Here is a 17,086-nt window from a genome sequence, read left to right on the forward strand (position 1 = left end):
TTCTGGCTTCGCTGAATTGAAACAAGCGGGGCTGTTCAATTCTGGGGCCAGCAAGCCGTGCCGATGTGCGTATCAGCGCGTATCAAGCACCGTCAATGCGGTACTGTTGTCGCCAACGCCACCCCTTCGCGCGCACGCGGGCCGGCAGCGCGGGGTGCGCTACGTCGGTCGCGGTCGAGAAGTTTGGTCATGATTCAAAGCGGCTTCAAGAAGAGAGGCTGTGATGCTAACAGGCCAGCGCAAAAGCGCCTACCTGGTCGGCGGCGATGCTGCGGTTGCCGATGAAGTTGTGCAAGTTTTGCAGCGTGGCGCGCACTTCGCTGCTGCTGGCACTGCGCTGGGCCTCGCCCGTGGCGCGCGGGCTGGCCGTGCCGGTGGTGAAGAGAAGCAGGTTGGCCGAGCGGAGGGTGCCGCGCAGTTCGCTGCACAGCGTTATGTGTTCTTCACCTTGCCGGTTCGTGAAATCACGCCATCACCGCCCCACCGTCAAAGCGCTGGCGCAAGATCCAGGTAAAGGCACTGATGATCTCGCCGAACAAGCCCTTCTTGCCGTTGGAGAGGTTGCGCGGGTCGATGCCGTGCAGGCTTTCGGGCACGCTGTGCACCGTCTTGGCATTGCTGGGCGCATGCAGGGCGGCTTGCGGTTTGGCGGCTTCCAGCTCCAGCCGGGCTGCCACTTCGTCCAGAATTTTTTGAACCGGGCTGATGGCTTCTTGGATGGGCTTTTCTGCGAGCAGGCGTACCCGCTCCAACTCGCTCAGCGCCTGCAGCAACCATGCGCTCTGGCTTTGAGGCAGCACGACTTTGAGCTTGGCCACCATGGCTTTGAAGGCGCTGATCAACTCGTCTAGCTGGGCCAGCACCCGGGCAGCGGTGAGCTGGCCTTTGAGGCTGCGCAGCTCTGTGGCGATGGTCTTGAGCACCTTGTCAATCTGCGCCGTACCCAGGATGCGTTGAACCTTGGGGTCACGCAGAAACATCAGCACCGGCTGCATCGCAGCCTCGACGGCTGGCGCCACCTTGCCGCCGAACTTGCGGATGTATAAAAAGATGATGCGGGCCACGCCCTTGGCCGGCGCGCCGAGCACCGGGAACAAGGCGATCAAGGTCAGCACCAAGGCAACCCAGGCCAAGCTGTTGCGGGCGTCTTCCAGAATCTTCTTGGCGTTGGCGATCAAGTCTCTGAGGCACAGCAACTGTGCCCACAAAGGGCACCATGCCCAGCACGGCATCGGCGGCAATCTGGCCCACCGTCCGCTCATCATTCCAGTCACCTTGCAAGGCGTGCCAGACCCAGAGCCCGGCGTTTTCAGCGCTGCCGGCAATAGCCTTGAGTTTGGCAACCCCAGCGTCGTAACCGCGGACCAGCTCGGTGCTCAGATCGGCATAGAGTGATTCGCAATAGTCGTTGGCGGATTTCCAGAAGTCATTCATCCTCGGCCCCCCAGGAGTTGGGCGAGGCCGGATGGCAATTTCGCTACCGCATACTCACGGGGCAGCTTGGGGGACTCCGGGTCGGTATAGACAATCTGGGCCAGGCCTGCAGGGACGTCTTCAAAGCGGATGCTGCCGTTCTTGTCGAGCGAGCCCTCCCTGCGCTCACCGCCCGCGAAGAGGGCCGAGACTTTGCAGGGCGTGACGGGCTGCAGTTCATCGTCAAGGCGTTTGAGCGCCAGCCAGTTCTTGGCGGGGGTCATGGTTTGCAATGGCACAAGGCCCGGCACCGTAGCTGATGAGTCAGCGACCTCAATCCATCGCCTTGACCAAGCGCCACTTCACCACCTTCCGTTGGAGCTGCCCGCCGCTGTCATGCCATTCAGCCATGGGCATGCGATTGCCTTTTTTGACATAGCCATCCGGCAGAGGTACATCGCCGGAGCGCGGGCTCCACAGGCCTGAGCGCGGGCAGGGCTCGCCGCTCATGGCGTAGACGGGGTTTTCTTCGAGCGGGTCCGGCTTGGGGGGCTCGGGTTGGTCGAAGCGGGTGAAGTATTCATAAGCGCCTTGATACCTTGCCAATTCGCCGGGCGTGTCACCATAGCAATAGCCCATCTCTGGCGCGCGTATAGGCTTGAGGACTTGGTTCAGCAGTACGTAATTCGGCGGCAAACCATCGTCACGATGGCCGGGCTCCGGGTAGGCTCCAGCCTGGATGAACAGCCCGCCCTCGTAGGGCTCAACAACAAAGTGGTCTGCGGGCAGTTGGGCGCGTATCGCTTCAACGCCGCCTAACTTTTGAACCCAGCGGTCATGGAGGAAGTTCAGCCAGTGCGGGCTGTTGATGCCGATATGCCCGCCCTTGGTACTCCAAAATATGTCGCCCAACTGAAGTGCAGGGACGTCGATATCCACCCCGCTGAACACAGTCGATAGCTGGTACTCAGCCGCTCGTGTCGTGCTTTCGGCGTTGTAGGTTCGCAAAAATCCAAGCCCTCCATGGCCTTGATCGACTTGCAATCGCGCAGCACAGCGCTTGATAAGGGCGACAAATTCGGCAAGCCGACCATTGGTGACAAAACTCAACGGTGCATGAAGCTTGAGATAGCCCAAGGCTTCAGGATGTTCGGGGAGGCCATAAATGGGAAAGGCCCCCAAGTTAAAGCAATACTCGCTGGCATCGTCTTCGTTGACTCCGCCATAAACATAGTATTGATAGACGTCAAAGTTTTCCGGGTCGCGCAAAAAGACGTCAATCGGCGGTACCTTGGCCGAGGGGTATTTGTCAGCATGCACACCACGCGAGAATCGATAGCAACGCTTCTGATGTTCCGGCCCCACCAGTTGCCAGTAGTCCTGCCAGCAGGCAATCAAAGCCTCACGAATGGCTTCGTTGCTGTGGATTGACGGGTCAACATGTTTAAAAAACAAGGTGGCATAAAGACCCGCCTTGAGTTCAATGTATTTCTTGTCATCACGCCAAAGCTCGGCGTAGCCCTCCAGGCGCTTCAATCGCTGCATGTAGTCGTAAGTGATCATGATCGGTGCCGAAGTTGATGTGTGGAGTCTGAAGCAATGGCTTACTGGGTCGCCACCTTGTTGGCCGTGAACAGCCAGGCCGCAAAACCTGCCGTGGCCGCCACCACTTCGGCCGGCAGGGCGGCTACCGCCAGAGCGCCGATGGCCAGCGCCCCAATCAAGGCCAAGCCCGTTCGGACATGCTGAGGCGCCAAGCCGTTAGGCAGGTTGCCCTTGCCCGCCTGGGCGGCAGCAGCCAAGGCGGCGCTGACTGCCGCCGCCCAGGCCACGAGTTCTTCCTTGCTCACTTCGCGCAGCTTTTCTTTGCGGTGTTCGCAGCTGCAGTTTTTGACTTCGAGGACTTTGACGCGACTTTTATCGTTGCGGACAATCTGTCGGTAAGCGAACTCTTGACGCTCATTGGGCTTTTCATCAAATTTCATCTCAAAAATCATCGCAATGTTCGGCTCATCAGGCCAGGCGCCCGGGGTGTTCAGTACCACCACATCAGGGCGCCGCAAGGAAATCCCTTTGGCTCGGAACACCGGCTGCGAAAGAAGCGGGTTCTTCCTCCGCCCCACATGGCTGATCACGCCCCAATGCCACTTGAGCGGCTTGCCTGGCGTCTTGCGTGACATCAGCGGTTGGGGGCGGCCTGATACCCGGTCGGTCATATTGTTGAAACCAAACTTATAGCCCTGCATGTCATAGCTCACTTCGGCCTTGGCCCAGCTTTGGTAGTTGCAGGCTTTGTCCAGCAACTCAAAGAATGTGGCCACGCATTGTTGCTTGAGCTGGGGCGGTATGTCGGAGGCGGTTTCTTCGGTTTCGGGGGCTGCTGCCGCAGCGTCGGCACCGGGGCTGACATCATCTTCCAGCAGCGCTGGTGCTTTGCGATTTTGCTCAACCATTTTTTGGCAGGCGCACATCAGAATGCACATGAATTCCGCCAAAGGGTCTTTGGACACGGGGATGCTGGTGGTGGGGCCATCAGTGGTGACGCCGCGACCGATCAAGCGGCGTTCACCCTGGGTATCCAAAATCATGTACTTCTCAGGAGCGGCGTTCGTCATGCGTGAAGCTCCAGGCCGCCATCTTCGACTTCAATCGTGATGGCTTGGGGGCCGTAAGTGAATGCGGTATGAGTGCAGCCTTGCTCGTCTGTATAGGCCTCGGTGGTTTTGCCATTGGCCGTCAGCCAATATTTGGCATTAGCCGCCCATTGGCCCGTCTTGGCATCTTTGAGTTGGAAGCGTTTGCTATAGCCGTTGGGTAAAAAAGGCATGGCAGCCAAGGCCCCCGGTACCTGCGCCGTACTCCCCCCTTGCACCATCACCGCCCCAGCCTTGATCTCATGCAAGCTGGTCTGCATGACACTGGCGCCTGAAGATTTGAGCCCGGCATGCCCATGGGCCGTGAGCTGGATGCTGCTGCCGCCGGCCTTCAGGCTGATGGCGCCGCCTTGGCTTTGGAGGGTGATGTTTCCTTCCACCAGAATGTGCAGCCGGCCTTTGGAGACGGTGGTCTCTGAGTTGCCTTCGCTCACAAAGGCTTTGCGCCCGCCTTGTTCGATGTGGACGCGGCTGGCGCCTTGGGTGGCGAGTTGGATCTGGCTGCCGGCCAGCCAGTCTTGGCCGGCAATGCTCCAAAGGCCCAGGTCTTGGCTCGCGGCTGCGTGGAGGGTGGGGGCACCCAGCACTTGACCGGCTGCGGCCCAGTGGATTTGATGGGGTTTGCTGGGACCCAGCGCGTCTTTGACGGTGGTGTCGAGGGCGTTCTTGACCCCGGTGGCGGTGGGCAGGCTGGCCAGCGTAAAAGCGCCGACCTGGTGGGCGGCGAGGCTGCGGTTGCCGATGAAGCTGTGCAGGTTTTGCAGCGTGGCGCGCACCTCGCTGCTGCTGGCACTGCGCTGGGCCTCGCCGGTGGCGCGTGGGCTGGCCGTGCCGGTGGTGATGAGTAACTGGTTCGCCGAGCGGATGGCGCCGTGCAGCGCGCTGCGCAGCTCTAGCCCTTGGCCGCGTTGCTTTTTGCCATGGGTGACCATATGGCCCAGGTTGAGCTGGGTATGGCCATGCGGCGTGTACAGCTTGATGTGTTCTTCGCCTTGGCGGTCTTCCAGGCGTAGCTTGTTGCCGGCCTGGCTGCGCAAGACGTTGCGGCTATTGTCTTTGGCGGTGACCACATCGGCTTGCTGGCCGGAGTGACTCACGCCTAGAACAATGGGCCGGTCGGGGTCGCCTTGCACATGGCCCAGCCAGACCTCGGCATTGTCTTTGAGCGGGAAGTGGCTGCCGTAGCTGGGGCCGGCATAGGGCTGAACCATGCGCAGCGCCTTGGACTCGGGTTGATCCTGCCAGGGGTAGCCGACGTGGTAACGGCCTACTTCGTCGAGCTGGGCGATGGGCTGGCCCCGGTGAATTTTGGCGGGCACCAAGCCGTGGACCTTGGGGCGAGGGGTGACGCGCTCGGGCCGCCACATTTGCTGGGGGTTGTCGGCCCGGGCGGCTTCAAAGCGGGTGTGCAGGCTGCCGTCGCGGTGGGTGTCGAGGTGCAGCTCAGTCACAAGCCAGTAACCTGCTACGTCATCGCCATCCACCTTGATGACCCGGCCGGCTTGCAGCTCCATCAGCGGGCCCTGGCCTTGGAGGGTTTGCTGGCGGCACAGGCGTTCTTGCAGGCGGACCTGGGCGATTTGATCGCCGTCGACCACGGTCTTGTAATGCTCCCCATGGCTGTGAAAAACCTGCTCCCCGTCTTGGGCCTCGCCCTGCGTGACGGAGAGGTTGAGTTGGGCTTGTTGGGCGTCGTACTCCGTCAGATCGACGGCTTGGGCGGTTGCGCGGCTTTGGAGGCTGGCGTGGGTGAGGGTTTCAGGTTCGGAGTCGTTGACCAAGCCGGCGCGCGGCGCCACGCGTAGGCCTTGCAGATAGGGGCTGCTGCGGTCCAGGCCGGCGTGGTCGTCGAAGAACACAAGTCGCTCGCCTTCGCGGGCATGCTCGAAGCGCAGCCCGATGCCCTCGTACGCCAGCAGCCACAGCACGAAGTCCAAGGCCGTTTGCTCAAACATTGTGCGTTGCGCAAAAACGGGGTACTGGGCCGTGGTCTGCCAGTCTTGCCACTGCGCGCTCAGGCCGCTTTGTTCCAACACGGCCTGCACGGTTTGCACCGAGCTTTGGTTCAGGAAGACTTGGTTGGCGCGCATCACACCCAAGAGGGCCAGGCGTGGCTCCAGCACCAGGTTCAGGCGCGGCACGCCGCGCGCGTAGTGCCAATGGGCAGCGCTGATCTGGCCCCAAATGCCGCGTGACCCTAACGTCAGTTGCGCGCGGCAACCGATGAGCTGCTTGATCAAGGTGCTCACGTCAACACCAGCGGGCGCCTCGCAGGCCAGCTCGTGACGGTACAAGCCGCCAAGGCGTTCGCGGCCCTGCACGCCGATCAGATCCAGCTCCTCCCGCTGCGGCATGCCGACGATGTGCAGGCGGTGCTGGATGTGGCTATCTGGCCATGCAAGTGGGGCATTGGGCATCAGTCCCTCGGTGTCGCTGAGTTGGATCAACAACACCCTAGAGAGCAGGGCTTACAGGGTCAACGTGTATTCCGGAAATTGTGTGGTGCTGAGCCTGTAAAAGGGGGCAAATTGCCAATGCACTGAACGTATCTTGGCGCGCATTGATCGGGGCCAATTAAGTTGGGATTCCTCAGATTGTCGCGAGCCCCGCAGACGGTACGGTACGGGTCGCCGGGAAGGTATATCGGCGGCCTGCGCGAGCAGGGACAGACAACACACGAGAAATCGGGTACGAATGCGCGACTGCCAAGCCACAGGCCGGCTCGCAGCAACAGGCCGCGTCGTTTGACATCAATCCCCTTATAGAGAGTCACGCTCCTCCCGCACCGAACAAACTACACACCACACACGTTTGTAAGCCATTGAAACAAAGTCAAGCCAGGGTCAACGAAGGCCCTTCTGCCCTCGTTGAACCAGCACCTCACGGACTTGTTCCACAACCCCCAAGGAGAACCCTGATGAACGCACTGAAGACTGCTCTGATCCCCGCTCTGCTGGCCTTGGGCACCACCCTGGCACTGGCGCAAGCCCCGGCCACCACGCTGCCGGCTGCAGCTTCCGCCGCCAAGACAAATGCCACTGCGGCGGCTGTCACGGCCACTGGCGATGCTGCCAAAACGGCGACCAAGGCCGCAACAAAAACTGCAGGCGACGCAGCCAGTACCGCCACCACCACCGCGTCAAAGGCAGTGACCAGCACCAACACTGCCACCGCTGCCACCGCTGCCACCGCCGCCACGGCAGCCAAAGTCACGGCAGCAACCGCCGAGGTCAAGCCAGCACCCGCCGCCGCCAAGCCCGCCACACCGGCAGCTTCTGCAACGCCTGCCGCGAAGGGTGAAGTGGGCGAAAAGAGCGCCAAGGGCACGAAGCATCACAACCACGTCAAGCACGACAAGGCTGAAACGCCGGTGGCTGCTGAAGCCAAGCACTAAACGCTGAGCACTTCCCCCTGATCCCCGCACGGCCCCACCCGGGGTCGGCGGGGATTTTTCATGGGCGTCACCACGCGCACCTATCGCCCCCCGCCCCGATGTCCGATCGCCACTCGTCAAACGCGCGTCACATGGGTGCGAGACACTCCGCTGATGGCCAGTTCATTTGCAGTTTTTGATTCGGTGGTTGAGCAGTTGCTGAGCTGGCTTCAACCCACCACGGCAGTCGACATTGGCGCGGGTGCGGGCAAGTACGGCCACATGCTGGCGCAGGTCGCGCCCGCCTGCCGGTGCAGCGCGGTGGAAGCGAATGCGGACTACGTCGAGCGCTTTCAACTCGCACAGCGCTATCAATCGGTCTGGACGGGCAGCGCGGCAGATTGGCAAGAGCAGGCTTTGAACAAGCGCTACGACCTGGCCATTCTGGGCAATGTGCTGGAGCACGGCAGCAAGTCCGCAGGGCTGGACCTGCTCAACTTCCTAAGCTATCGCAGCGCCTACACGCTGATCATCAGCCCTGAATTCTTGACCATGGGCGACGAACCCGCGCCCCCGCATGAAGCCTTGCGCTCGATCTGGAGCGAGCGCGACATGGCCTGGCACGAGCACTGGGCTTGGGAGAACTGCCGTTCGGTGTCCTTGTTGCTGCTGCGCGGCTACCTGCCCGCGCCCGTCAGCTTGGACGATCTGGTCGAACGGATGAACGCGGCGGCCGTGCCGATTCACGACTTCGCCGACCGGGCCGTCAAGGTTCGAGCCGCCCGCCTGCGCAGGGTCAGCCTTGGCCGGGAAACCAGCTACCGGCTGGCCTGACGCTTGGCCTGACGCCGCGCCTCCTTCGTCCCCAACATGTTGGCCCCCGCCCCGTCACCCGACAGCATTTTTATCAGCATCGCGTCCTTTTGCGACCCCTTGCTGTCCTTCACCGTGCGCAGCGCCTTTTCACAAGCCAGCCGCCCGGAGCGCGTCTTCATCGGCCTGGTGGACCAGCACCTGCCCGGCCAAGCCTTGCAACTGCCCGAGCCATGGGGGCGGCAACTGCGCAGCATCCATGTGCCTGCCCTGCAGGCGCGCGGGCCATGCTGGGCGCGTGCCATCGCCATGTCGTTGCATCAGGGCGAGCGATGGTTTCTGCAGATCGACTCCCACACCTGGTTCGAACCCGGTTGGGACGACAAGCTGGTGCAAGACGGCCACCGCTGCCAGGCCCTCAACCCCCGCTGCCTGATCACCGCCTACCCCAATCCCTTTGAAATGGTGGCGAATCAACCCGTCGCTGCCCCGGTGACCCATCAAGTGCTGGCGCATGTGGTGAAAACAGGCTGCACCTTCAGCGAAGACCACCCGGTGCTGTACTTTGAAGCCGTGCCCGTGCCCAGCCTCGAACCCACGCCGGCCATGCACATTGCCGCAGGCTTTTTGTTCGCCCCGGCGGAGATGATTCAAGCCCTGCCCTACGACCCGTTTTTGTACTTTCACGGCGAAGAACAATCCCTCGCCTTGCGCGCCTGGACGCGAGGCTGGGATATTTTTCATTTGCCCGGCGCGCCGCTGTACCACCACTATGTCGGCGCCGCCGGCGCAGGCCGGCCCATGCACTGGTCGCCTGAGTTGGACGCGCAACGCCAAGTGCAATCCCAGGTGCTGAGCGAGGCGGCCAACCTGCGCCTGCGCGCCCTGCTGTGGGACGACGCCGACCTCGGCATCTACGGTCTCGGATCGGCCCGCGATTTGGCCGACTACGCGGCCTTCAGCGGCATCGACTATGTGAACCGCCAGATCGCACCGTACGCTTACAAGGCGCGTTACGGGTTTTGACAGCGTTGGGGGGCTTCACGGCGTTACCCAATCCCCGTTCGCCCTGAACGAGCAGAAGCGCCAGCACTGAGTTCTTCAAGGCATTCACCTGAACAGACACGCCAGCCTCGCTATCCAGTCAAGCCCCGTTAAGGAGCGACGGGAAGGTACCGAGCTCTTGATTGCGCGAATGCTGAGATCCTTGCCGTTCGAATCGACATGTACCGACGTAACGGCGCAACGGGCTCAGGGCACGGCGGGACTTTGCGGCAGGTCTGACGATGCAGCCGATGCATTCAATGAGGAAGCTTCCATGCCATTGCAACGCCAACTTGGGCGCAGCACCTTGCTATTCGCCCTTTTCTTGTCGCTTTTGACACCCCATATCGCTCATGCACAAGTTTCGGGGGGAGGCTTCGACCAAGCCGTGGATCAATTTTTCAAGCACACATTCGGTTGGTTTGTGGACCTGATTTTCTACACCGTGCCAGTGGGCAGCGCGCAATTCCCGCTCATCGTGGGCTGGCTCTTGTTAGCCGCGCTGATCTTCACCATCTACTTCGGCTTTCCGCAATTCACGGGTGCCAAATTAGCACTTGATTTGGTGCGCGGCCGCTATAGCGACCCTCACAACAAAGCCCCTGGCGAAGTGAGCCACTTTCAGGCTCTCACCACAGCGCTATCTGGCACGGTGGGCCTGGGCAATATGGCGGGCGTGGGTGCGGCACTGGCGATTGGAGGGCCCGGCGCCACGTTTTGGATGATTTTATGCGGGTTGCTCGGCATGGCAGCCAAGTTCACCGAATGCACGCTGGGCGTGAAGTACCGGGTAGTTTTGCCCTCGGGCGCGGTGTCGGGCGGCCCGATGTATTACCTGCGAGACGGCTTGGCCGAGCGTGGCTTGCCCGGTTTGGGAAAAGTGCTGGCGGCCGGCTTCGCGGTGATGGTGATCTTGGGCGCTTTAGGCGGCGGCAATATGTTCCAAGGCAATCAAGCTAACGCGATGATTGTGCATACCTTTGGTCTACCCGACGGCTACGGTTGGGTGACCGGTGTGAGTTTGGCCGCGCTGGTGTTTGGCGTGATGATGGGCGGTATGCCGCAGATTGGCAAAGTCACCGCCACCATGGTGCCTTGGATGGCCGGGGTCTATATCGGCATGGCGCTGTTTGTGATTGCGATCGACTTCGATCAGATCCCGAGCGCAATGCGCGCGATCTGGGACGGCGCATTTCAAGCGGAGGGCGTGGCGGGTGGCCTGGTCGGTGCCTTGATCCAAGGCCTCAAGCGCGCCACGTTTTCTAATGAGGCGGGCGTGGGGTCCAGCGCGATTGCCCACAGCGCGGTGCAGACGAAGGAGCCCGTCACCGAGGGCTTGGTGGCACTGTTGGAGCCCTTTGTGGACACGGTGATGATCTGCACCGCCACCGCCCTTGTGATCACCATTGCTGGCGTGAACGCCGGGCCCTTTCCGAACCCCTCCGGCTTGAGCGGCATCGAGCTGACATCAGCGGCCTTTCGCAGCACAGCCGACTGGTTCCGCTACCCATTGGCGTTGGTTGTGGTGGTGTTCGCGGTTTCTACGATGATCAGCTGGGGCTACTACGGCTTGAAGGGCTGGACCTATTTGTTTGGCGAAAGCCGGTTGGCCGACGCCTCATTCAAGCTCTTGTTCTGCACATTCATTGTGGTTGGCGCATCCATCAGCTTTGGCGGGGTGATTGACTTTTCAGACGCGGCGATTTTTGCAATGTCGATCTTTAACCTGATTGGCGTCTATATCTTGGCACCCGTGGTGAAGGCTGAGTACCGGCAGTTTTTGAACAAAATTCGCTCAGGAGCAATTAAACGTTATCGCTAACGTTGAGAACTTATCCGCAACTAGGCAAGGTCGGCCTGCGGTCGCTTTGAACACGGGTCTGACGAACTCGATCTGTTGAAATTCATCCCCGCCGCATCACTGCCCCCCCTGGGGCGCAGTGGGGGTCAGGCGCTGCGCATCGATACGAGCGCGGAAGGTTTCATAGCTGTCCTGCATGCGCACCTTGGAAAGGCCCAGCGCCGGCTCTTGTTGCATGGCGGCCTCGGCGGCGGTCTTGTTGATCCAGCGGTCCAGGGCCTGATGGCTCAGGCTGTAAAGCTCACGGTTTTGCGCCTCGGCCTGCGTCAGCTGCCTACTGCTGTTCTCCAGCAGGGCCGACAACGTGACATTGGCTTGGCGCAGCTCGTGGTTCTCGCGGCGTGCGGCGGCCAATTGCTGCTGGGCCTGCGTGTCACGCGCCTCAGCCTCTGCCTGGGCTTGCTTCTGGCGCCCGGTGGCCTCGGCCAATTCCTTGCGCAATTGGGCAACTTCTGCCGTCGCCTGCTCCGACTGGCGCTGCAGGGCACCGGCCCGAGCACGTTGGCCTTGCGCTTCTTTGGCTTGCGCCTCCTTGTCTTTCAGCAGGCCCGCCTTGTCGGCCTCCAAGGCATCGGCTTTGGATTGCGCGGCCTGCAGCGCGGCTTGCGAGCGGCGCAGTTGTTCGCGATCGCGATTGGCACGCGCATCACCCTCCGCCACCGCGCCCATCGGCAGGGCGATGGCCAAGAGCGTAACGCTCAATCGCCGTGCCGCAGCCTGCCAGCCTGGTTTGTTCAACAGCTTCAACATAGTCGATTTCTCCAGGCTCAGAAGCGCGTGTTCAAGTCCAGCTGCAGCACGTCCACCTTGTAGGTGGCGCTGGACAGATCGCCGCTCACCGCCGTCACGCCGGTGCTTGAAGTGACGGTCGTGCGTACGCCGTCGTCCAGATTGCGGGTGCTGGTCAGACGCAGGCCCAAAGTGCTGTGGCGGTCGATGGCATAGGCACCGCCCAGCTGCCAGCCCTTGTAGTTGGTGCCGCCCAGGTTCCAGGTCGTGTCGGTGAAGCCGTCCAACCAGGCATCACGCTCAAAGTGGCGCAGTGCGGCAAACACGTTCCAGTCACCCTTGTTCGCCATCTTGGGGCGGCCCAACGCGAAGCGCAGCTGCACGCCCGTGGTCTTGGCGGCCAGCGCATCCACCGCGCTGGTGCCGGCGCGGTTGCGGATGTCAGTCAGATCAAATCCGCTGTTACGCACCCAGTCGAAATTGACGGCCAATTCCACCGGGTCCCATTGTTTGAACACGACGCCGGTGGTCCAGTTGATGGGCGCGAACTTGGCTGCCAAACCCCACACCGGGCCGCCGTTGGTGCAAGGGGCTGCCACGGTGGCGTTGTTCTCGCTGCTCAGCGGGCACAGATTGATCAAGGTATTGCCCTTGAGGCGAACCGTCGTCGGGTATTGCGAGCTGAGGTAATTTTGGGTGGCCGCACGCGGGTTGCTGGATGACAGCGGCAGGTCGGTAGCCCGCTGACCTTCGACGTTATTGAACTGGTAAGCCGCAAACGCAGTGCGCAATTGCGTGCTGTTGCCCAGGCTCATGTCCACGCCAGCCTGCAGGCCCGACAACCACTTATTGCGCGCTGCGCTGTTGAATTCTTCCAGCGGGAACACGCCCGCCGTGGCGAAGCCGAACACGCCATTGGCCAGATTCAAATCGCCTTGCAAGGCCACGCCGTCGAAGCCGATGTCCTCTGGCCACAAAAGATCGCTGCCGTAGAAGGGATTGGCCATGCGCCCCGCCACGAGGCGCAGGTTGTTGTGTGGTTCCCAGCGGATGTAGGCGCGGTCCAGCACCACGGCGGATTTATTGAAGAAGGTGCCCAGCGTCTGCGACGAAGATGTCGGGCCGCTGGTGTTGCCGGTGGAAAGGCGTAAGCCGGTCTCAATGTCGTCAGACACCTTGGCCGTCACACCGAGGCGCGCACGCAAAGTCAGCCGATTGCGGTCGTTGGTGGTGTTGGTCAGGTCCGGCGCCCAGGCGGGGGAGCTGGTTTGGCTGCGGTAGCATTCGGCCGGCAGATTGCCACTGACGTTGAGGCAAGGCACGCCAATCGGCAGGCCGGTGGTGGCGTCATTGGCATAGCCGGGTTGGGGGTAGCGCTCGTTCTGCCAGCGCACCCGCACGTCGCCCTCCACCTTGACGCCCTTGACCCACTCGGGGATGGCGCGTGAATCGGCCCAGCCCTCTTCCCGCGCGGTGATCAGCACGTCGTTCTTGATCTCTTCTCGCATCTGCTGGCGCAGGCTCTCGCTGACATAGGGCACGCGGATCACCTTGCTGCCTACCGTGGCACCGGCCGCCGCCCCAGCGATGGGCGCACCCCAAGTGCCAGCGGCCGGGCCTTCCCCGGCAGGCGCATTTGCCGCTGCGCTGGACTGAGCCTGGCGCAGCAGGCTGTCCGCCCGCTCGCGAGTCAACAGGCCCTGGTTGACCAGGGCTTCAATCAGCGCCACGGTGGTGGCACGCAGTTGCTCCAGCTCGCGCTTTTCGTCCGCATGGGCTGCGCCTGCGGAGGCCATCAACAGCGCCGCGCTCAACGCAGCCAAGGACACTCGATGTTTTTTGTGCTTGTTCATGAAGGTGAAACCGGATTCGAGATACTCAGCCCAGGGGCCGAAGGTTGAGGCGGAATTTCATCGGCTGCGCAGCGGCCAGGGGTGGCGCGGGCAACTTCAGGGCGCGGGTGGTTTCGTCCAGGGCGGCAGTCAGCGCTTCGTCCAAGCGCGCATCGCCGGTGGGACGCAATTCATAACGGCCAATGCCACCGTCCCGCGCCACCCAGATGCTGAACTCGGCGGTGGCCTGGGTCGCGTCGCTCTTGAAATGCCGCTCCACCGCGTCGCGCAGCATCTGGCGCACGGTGTTGGCGTAGAAGCGCTCTTGCGCACGGTCTGAATTGGTGCCCAGCCCGCCGCCCGCCGCGCCCGTGGCTGGCGTGCCACCGCTGTACTCGCGGCCCACGCTGCCGCCGGCAAAGGCACTTGGGCCGTCGCCGGCGGCGCCTTCCATCTTGATCGGTTCGTTGGCGGGCTTGGGCGCCTCCGCCTGCTTGAGCTGCTCTTCGCGCATCACCTGCTTGGGCTCATCCTTGGGCGGCTCAGGCTTTTTCTCGTCCTTGGGGGGTGGCGGAGGCGGCGGGGGCGTGTCGGGCAAGATGCTGATCTTGGCCACTTGGTGCTTGGGCGCTCCGCTCACCTTCATGTGGCTGACCGTCCAGGCCACCAGTGCGACCACGGCCACAAACGCTAACGCGACAGCACCACGCACCCACCACACCCGGCTGGGTGCATCGTCCAGATGGTCTTCGGCCAGCCCGCTCGTGTTCCGAGTCATGTGCCGATCTTGGCCGTGACCAAGCCCATATTGACCTGCAGCTTGTTGCACAGGTCAACCACCGCCACCACATGGGCATACTGGCTGCGCCCGTCACCCTTGATGGCCACGGACATCTGCGCGTCCGCCGCCTTGGCACGCAGCAGTTGCTGCTCAAGCTCGGCCATGCTCACGCCAACGCCGTTGATCAGCAGGCTGCCCTCGGGCGTGATCTGTACGATTTTGAGATCATGCTTTTCGGTGCTGGGCTTGTTGCTGGGCTTGGGCATGGTGATGCTCAAGCCCTGCACCGACGCCGTGGTCATCAAGATGAACACCACCAACAGCACATACGCCAGGTCCAGCATGGGCGTGACGTTGATGGTGTCGTAGGGTTTAGCTTCCGTCGATATCTGCATAGCTTATTCAGACTGGGCTCGTTTGGTGACCAGGCCGATCTCGGTGATGTCCAGCTTCTTGGCCACTTCCAGCACCTGCATGACCTTGTCGTACTGGGCGGTGGCATCCGCTTTCAGCACCACGGGCAAGGCGGGGTTGGCCGCCTTGTACTGGGCCAGGCTGGCGGACAGCTGCTCCATGCTGACGGGATAAGCGTCCAGGTACACGGCACCATCAGCCGTGATCGTGATCGCTCGCGTCTGCGGCTTGGCCAGATTGTTGGCGGCTTGTGTGACAGGAGACCGCACCTTCACGCCCTGCACCGATGCCGTGGTCAAAATGATGAAAACAACCAGCAGCACATAGGCCAGATCCAGCATCGGCGTGACGTTGATGTCATCGAACGGGGTCAGCTCGGTCTTGACGTCAGCAGACATGGCGCAGCCCTCTGTGTTTCAGCAAGACAGTCATCACTGCGCGCCGTGCACTTCGGCCACGCGGGTGATGAACTCGTCGATGAAGATCTGCATGTCTGAGGCCACGTTCTTGATCTTGGCCGCCAGATAGTTGTAGGCAAACAAGGCCGGAATGGCCACCGTCAAGCCCGCCACCGTGGCCAGCAGCGCCGAGGCAATGCCAGGGGCGATGGCGTTCACGTTCACGTCGCCGGCCTGGGCAATTGCGGCAAAGGTGATCATCACGCCCACCACCGTACCCAGTAGGCCCAGGAAGGGGCCGCCGGAAATGGCGATGGTCAGCAGCACCATGTTCGAGTTGAGATGAGCGTTCTCGCGCACAAAGTCGGCGTCCACCGAGGCCTTCACTGCATTCATGGCCGAGGCGCTGAGTGCGGGGCCGCCCTCATGCCCGATCTTGCGTTTGCTCAGCTCATGCACGCCGGCCTTGTAGAGACGAAACAGCGGCGAGGCGCCATGGCCTTTGTCATCCCCCAACTTGAGCAGATCGCCCTCGGCATCGCGGAAGCGTTTGAGAAAACTGCGGTTGCCACGGTCCGCACGCGAAACCAGCAAGGCCTTGGAGACCGTCACCCATACGGCAATCACAAACATGATGGCCAGGATGATGATGACCACCCAGGCGTCCGTCGTCAGGTTCTTCACCAGGATCGCCATGTGGCCTTGGCTTTCACCGGCACCATCTGCCGTGGCGGTGTCTTCACGCTGCGAGGCCACCAGCTTGCTTTCAGCGCCCTGCGCACCGGCGCTCACCGCAAACCAGTCGGCGCTGCGCAGGCTGCTGGCAATCTGCAATTCATCCAGCAAGCCGGTCGCGCCCTCAACCACCACCAGGCGGTTGCCCAGGGTCGGCGTGGCCATATCGCCCTGCGCCGCCTGCACGCCATTCACAAACAAGGTGACCTTGCCTGAGCCCAGACGCAGCCCAAGCTGTGTCCAGCGGGCCGGTGCGATTTCGCCCCCCGTCAGCGAAGACTTGCCGTCGGCATTGACCACCAGCTTGCCGTCTTTGACCGTCAACTTCAGCCCGCCCCATTGCAGCAGGCCGGCACTCGCCACCTCGTTGAGCTTGACCCACAGACTCAGGCTCAGCTGGTTGCCGGCATCCACCACGCCCTTGTCGCTCAGGGGGTAGACGATGGCCTTGCCGTCCAGCCGCGCACTGCCTGCGAGCAGGCCGTTAGGCTCGATGGACACGGGGCTCTCGGGCTTGATCAGGCCCAGTTGGTCGGCGCCGGGGTTGGCCTTGTCGCTGAAGTGAAAGGCGGCCACGGTGGCGGCGTCAAAGCCCATCGCGGGGTCGGCCGATTCAAGCGCCGCCTTGGCATTGCCGGCGTAAACGAAGAGCTGGTTCTTGTCGCTGCCCGGCAGCACGCTGGGGAGCTGCACCCACAGCACGGCCAGCTCGTTGACGCTGTCAAAACGCTCGATACTGAACTTCAGCGGCGTCTTGTCGTCGGCGGCAAGCACGCGCAGGTCAGCGCCATCTTCCTTGGCCGCTGCAAAGTCGAAGTTGCCGGAGTGCAGGCGCACCGCGACCGCCACATTGCTGACAGCCTCCTTGGTTTCCAGGCCTTGGGCCGAGGTGTTCAAGGTGATGCGGGTGCGTTGGCTCCAATCGCCATTCCACCAGGCGTGGGCCGAGGGCATGAGCAGGGCGAAGCCGAGAGCGGCGAGAATTTTCTTGTGCATGGTGCGTGTGCAGTCTTTGAAAAATGAGCAGATGGGTGGCAAT

16 protein-coding genes are annotated in these 17,086 nt (G+C 62.1%); 5 read left to right on the forward strand and 11 right to left on the reverse strand.

Annotated elements, in window-relative coordinates; all coding sequences use genetic code 11:
- Window positions 1-223 precede the first annotated feature (223 nt).
- Window positions 224-514, forward strand: a complete 291-nt coding sequence (locus PRZ01_RS02360; RefSeq protein ID WP_273595151.1) for a hypothetical protein — start codon at window positions 224-226, stop codon at window positions 512-514.
- Here the strand turns inward: PRZ01_RS02360 and PRZ01_RS02365 are convergent.
- From PRZ01_RS02365 to PRZ01_RS02385, 5 genes are all read right to left on the reverse strand, one after another.
- Window positions 465-1,196, reverse strand: a complete 732-nt coding sequence (locus PRZ01_RS02365) for a hypothetical protein (RefSeq protein WP_273595152.1) — start codon at window positions 1,194-1,196, stop codon at window positions 465-467. The genes PRZ01_RS02360 and PRZ01_RS02365 overlap by 50 nt on opposite strands.
- 234 nt (window positions 1,197-1,430) lie before the next feature.
- Entirely contained in the window at window positions 1,431-1,697 is a 267-nt protein-coding gene (locus tag PRZ01_RS02370) for a hypothetical protein (protein ID WP_273595153.1), read from the reverse strand.
- A 49-nt stretch (window positions 1,698-1,746) separates the two neighbouring features.
- On the reverse strand, window positions 1,747-2,976 hold the full coding sequence (locus tag PRZ01_RS02375; protein WP_273595154.1) for a type VI immunity family protein: 1,230 nt from the start codon (window positions 2,974-2,976) through the stop codon (window positions 1,747-1,749).
- Between the two features lie 41 nt (window positions 2,977-3,017).
- Entirely contained in the window at window positions 3,018-4,028 is a 1,011-nt protein-coding gene (locus PRZ01_RS02380; protein ID WP_273595155.1) for a hypothetical protein, read from the reverse strand.
- Entirely contained in the window at window positions 4,025-6,514 is a 2,490-nt protein-coding gene (locus PRZ01_RS02385) for a type VI secretion system Vgr family protein (protein WP_273595156.1), read from the reverse strand. The genes PRZ01_RS02380 and PRZ01_RS02385 overlap by 4 nt, the downstream gene beginning before the upstream one ends.
- 470 nt (window positions 6,515-6,984) lie before the next feature.
- Between PRZ01_RS02385 and PRZ01_RS02390 the strand changes: the two genes are divergently transcribed.
- The 4 genes from PRZ01_RS02390 to PRZ01_RS02405 all read left to right on the forward strand — a co-directional run bounded on the left by PRZ01_RS02390 (window position 6,985) and on the right by PRZ01_RS02405 (window position 11,119).
- Window positions 6,985-7,461, forward strand: coding sequence for a hypothetical protein (locus tag PRZ01_RS02390; protein WP_273595157.1), 477 nt, complete (start codon window positions 6,985-6,987; stop codon window positions 7,459-7,461).
- Window positions 7,462-7,614: 153 nt separating this feature from the next.
- A complete protein-coding gene (locus tag PRZ01_RS02395; RefSeq protein WP_273595158.1) occupies window positions 7,615-8,274 on the forward strand; it encodes a class I SAM-dependent methyltransferase in 660 nt (219 codons plus the stop codon).
- Window positions 8,275-8,310: 36 nt separating this feature from the next.
- Window positions 8,311-9,279: a GlcNAc-transferase family protein gene (locus PRZ01_RS02400; RefSeq protein WP_273595159.1), complete on the forward strand. Its 969-nt coding sequence runs from the start codon at window positions 8,311-8,313 to the stop codon at window positions 9,277-9,279.
- A 292-nt stretch (window positions 9,280-9,571) separates the two neighbouring features.
- Window positions 9,572-11,119, forward strand: a complete 1,548-nt coding sequence (locus PRZ01_RS02405; RefSeq protein WP_273595160.1) for an alanine/glycine:cation symporter family protein — start codon at window positions 9,572-9,574, stop codon at window positions 11,117-11,119.
- A gap of 96 nt (window positions 11,120-11,215) precedes the next feature.
- Here PRZ01_RS02405 and PRZ01_RS02410 read toward each other — a convergent pair whose 3' ends face one another.
- Genes PRZ01_RS02410 through PRZ01_RS02435 form a run of 6 tightly spaced genes read right to left on the reverse strand, consistent with a single transcriptional unit; the run spans window position 11,216 to window position 17,043 of the window.
- Window positions 11,216-11,908 carry a hypothetical protein gene (locus tag PRZ01_RS02410; RefSeq protein ID WP_273595161.1) on the reverse strand — a complete coding sequence of 231 codons (693 nt, stop codon included), beginning with the start codon at window positions 11,906-11,908 and terminating at the stop codon, window positions 11,216-11,218.
- 17 nt (window positions 11,909-11,925) lie between these two features.
- Entirely contained in the window at window positions 11,926-13,740 is a 1,815-nt protein-coding gene (locus tag PRZ01_RS02415) for a putative porin (protein ID WP_273595162.1), read from the reverse strand.
- A gap of 25 nt (window positions 13,741-13,765) precedes the next feature.
- The gene (locus PRZ01_RS02420; protein ID WP_273595163.1) at window positions 13,766-14,497 is read right to left on the reverse strand and encodes a TonB C-terminal domain-containing protein; all 732 of its coding nucleotides are present in this window, start codon (window positions 14,495-14,497) and stop codon (window positions 13,766-13,768) included.
- Entirely contained in the window at window positions 14,494-14,895 is a 402-nt protein-coding gene (locus PRZ01_RS02425; RefSeq protein ID WP_273595164.1) for an ExbD/TolR family protein, read from the reverse strand. The genes PRZ01_RS02420 and PRZ01_RS02425 overlap by 4 nt, the downstream gene beginning before the upstream one ends.
- Window positions 14,896-14,898: 3 nt before the next feature.
- Window positions 14,899-15,312 (reverse strand): ExbD/TolR family protein, encoded by a 414-nt coding sequence (locus PRZ01_RS02430; RefSeq protein WP_273595165.1) that lies wholly within the window; start codon window positions 15,310-15,312, stop codon window positions 14,899-14,901.
- A 33-nt stretch (window positions 15,313-15,345) separates the two neighbouring features.
- Window positions 15,346-17,043, reverse strand: a complete 1,698-nt coding sequence (locus PRZ01_RS02435; protein ID WP_273595166.1) for a DUF2341 domain-containing protein — start codon at window positions 17,041-17,043, stop codon at window positions 15,346-15,348.
- Window positions 17,044-17,086: the final 43 nt, after the last annotated feature.

Origin of the sequence: Roseateles koreensis (assembly GCF_028595305.1) — a bacterium.
In the GTDB taxonomy this organism is placed as follows: Bacteria; Pseudomonadota; Gammaproteobacteria; order Burkholderiales; family Burkholderiaceae_C; genus Paucibacter_A; species Paucibacter_A koreensis.

What these genes read in the sequence shown, in the direction of transcription:
- PRZ01_RS02360 (WP_273595151.1), top strand. Translation starts at nt 224, where the DNA reads ATGCTAACAGGCCAGCGCAAAAGCGCCTACCTGGTCGGCGGCGATGCT.
- PRZ01_RS02370 (WP_273595153.1), bottom strand. Translation starts at nt 1,697, where the DNA reads ATGACCCCCGCCAAGAACTGGCTGGCGCTCAAACGCCTTGACGATGAA.
- PRZ01_RS02375 (WP_273595154.1), bottom strand. Translation starts at nt 2,976, where the DNA reads ATGATCACTTACGACTACATGCAGCGATTGAAGCGCCTGGAGGGCTAC.
- PRZ01_RS02380 (WP_273595155.1), bottom strand. Translation starts at nt 4,028, where the DNA reads ATGACGAACGCCGCTCCTGAGAAGTACATGATTTTGGATACCCAGGGT.
- PRZ01_RS02390 (WP_273595157.1), top strand. Translation starts at nt 6,985, where the DNA reads ATGAACGCACTGAAGACTGCTCTGATCCCCGCTCTGCTGGCCTTGGGC.
- PRZ01_RS02395 (WP_273595158.1), top strand. Translation starts at nt 7,615, where the DNA reads ATGGCCAGTTCATTTGCAGTTTTTGATTCGGTGGTTGAGCAGTTGCTG.
- PRZ01_RS02400 (WP_273595159.1), top strand. Translation starts at nt 8,311, where the DNA reads ATGTTGGCCCCCGCCCCGTCACCCGACAGCATTTTTATCAGCATCGCG.
- PRZ01_RS02405 (WP_273595160.1), top strand. Translation starts at nt 9,572, where the DNA reads ATGCCATTGCAACGCCAACTTGGGCGCAGCACCTTGCTATTCGCCCTT.
- PRZ01_RS02410 (WP_273595161.1), bottom strand. Translation starts at nt 11,908, where the DNA reads ATGTTGAAGCTGTTGAACAAACCAGGCTGGCAGGCTGCGGCACGGCGA.
- PRZ01_RS02415 (WP_273595162.1), bottom strand. Translation starts at nt 13,740, where the DNA reads ATGAACAAGCACAAAAAACATCGAGTGTCCTTGGCTGCGTTGAGCGCG.
- PRZ01_RS02420 (WP_273595163.1), bottom strand. Translation starts at nt 14,497, where the DNA reads ATGACTCGGAACACGAGCGGGCTGGCCGAAGACCATCTGGACGATGCA.
- PRZ01_RS02425 (WP_273595164.1), bottom strand. Translation starts at nt 14,895, where the DNA reads ATGCAGATATCGACGGAAGCTAAACCCTACGACACCATCAACGTCACG.
- PRZ01_RS02430 (WP_273595165.1), bottom strand. Translation starts at nt 15,312, where the DNA reads ATGTCTGCTGACGTCAAGACCGAGCTGACCCCGTTCGATGACATCAAC.
- PRZ01_RS02435 (WP_273595166.1), bottom strand. Translation starts at nt 17,043, where the DNA reads ATGCACAAGAAAATTCTCGCCGCTCTCGGCTTCGCCCTGCTCATGCCC.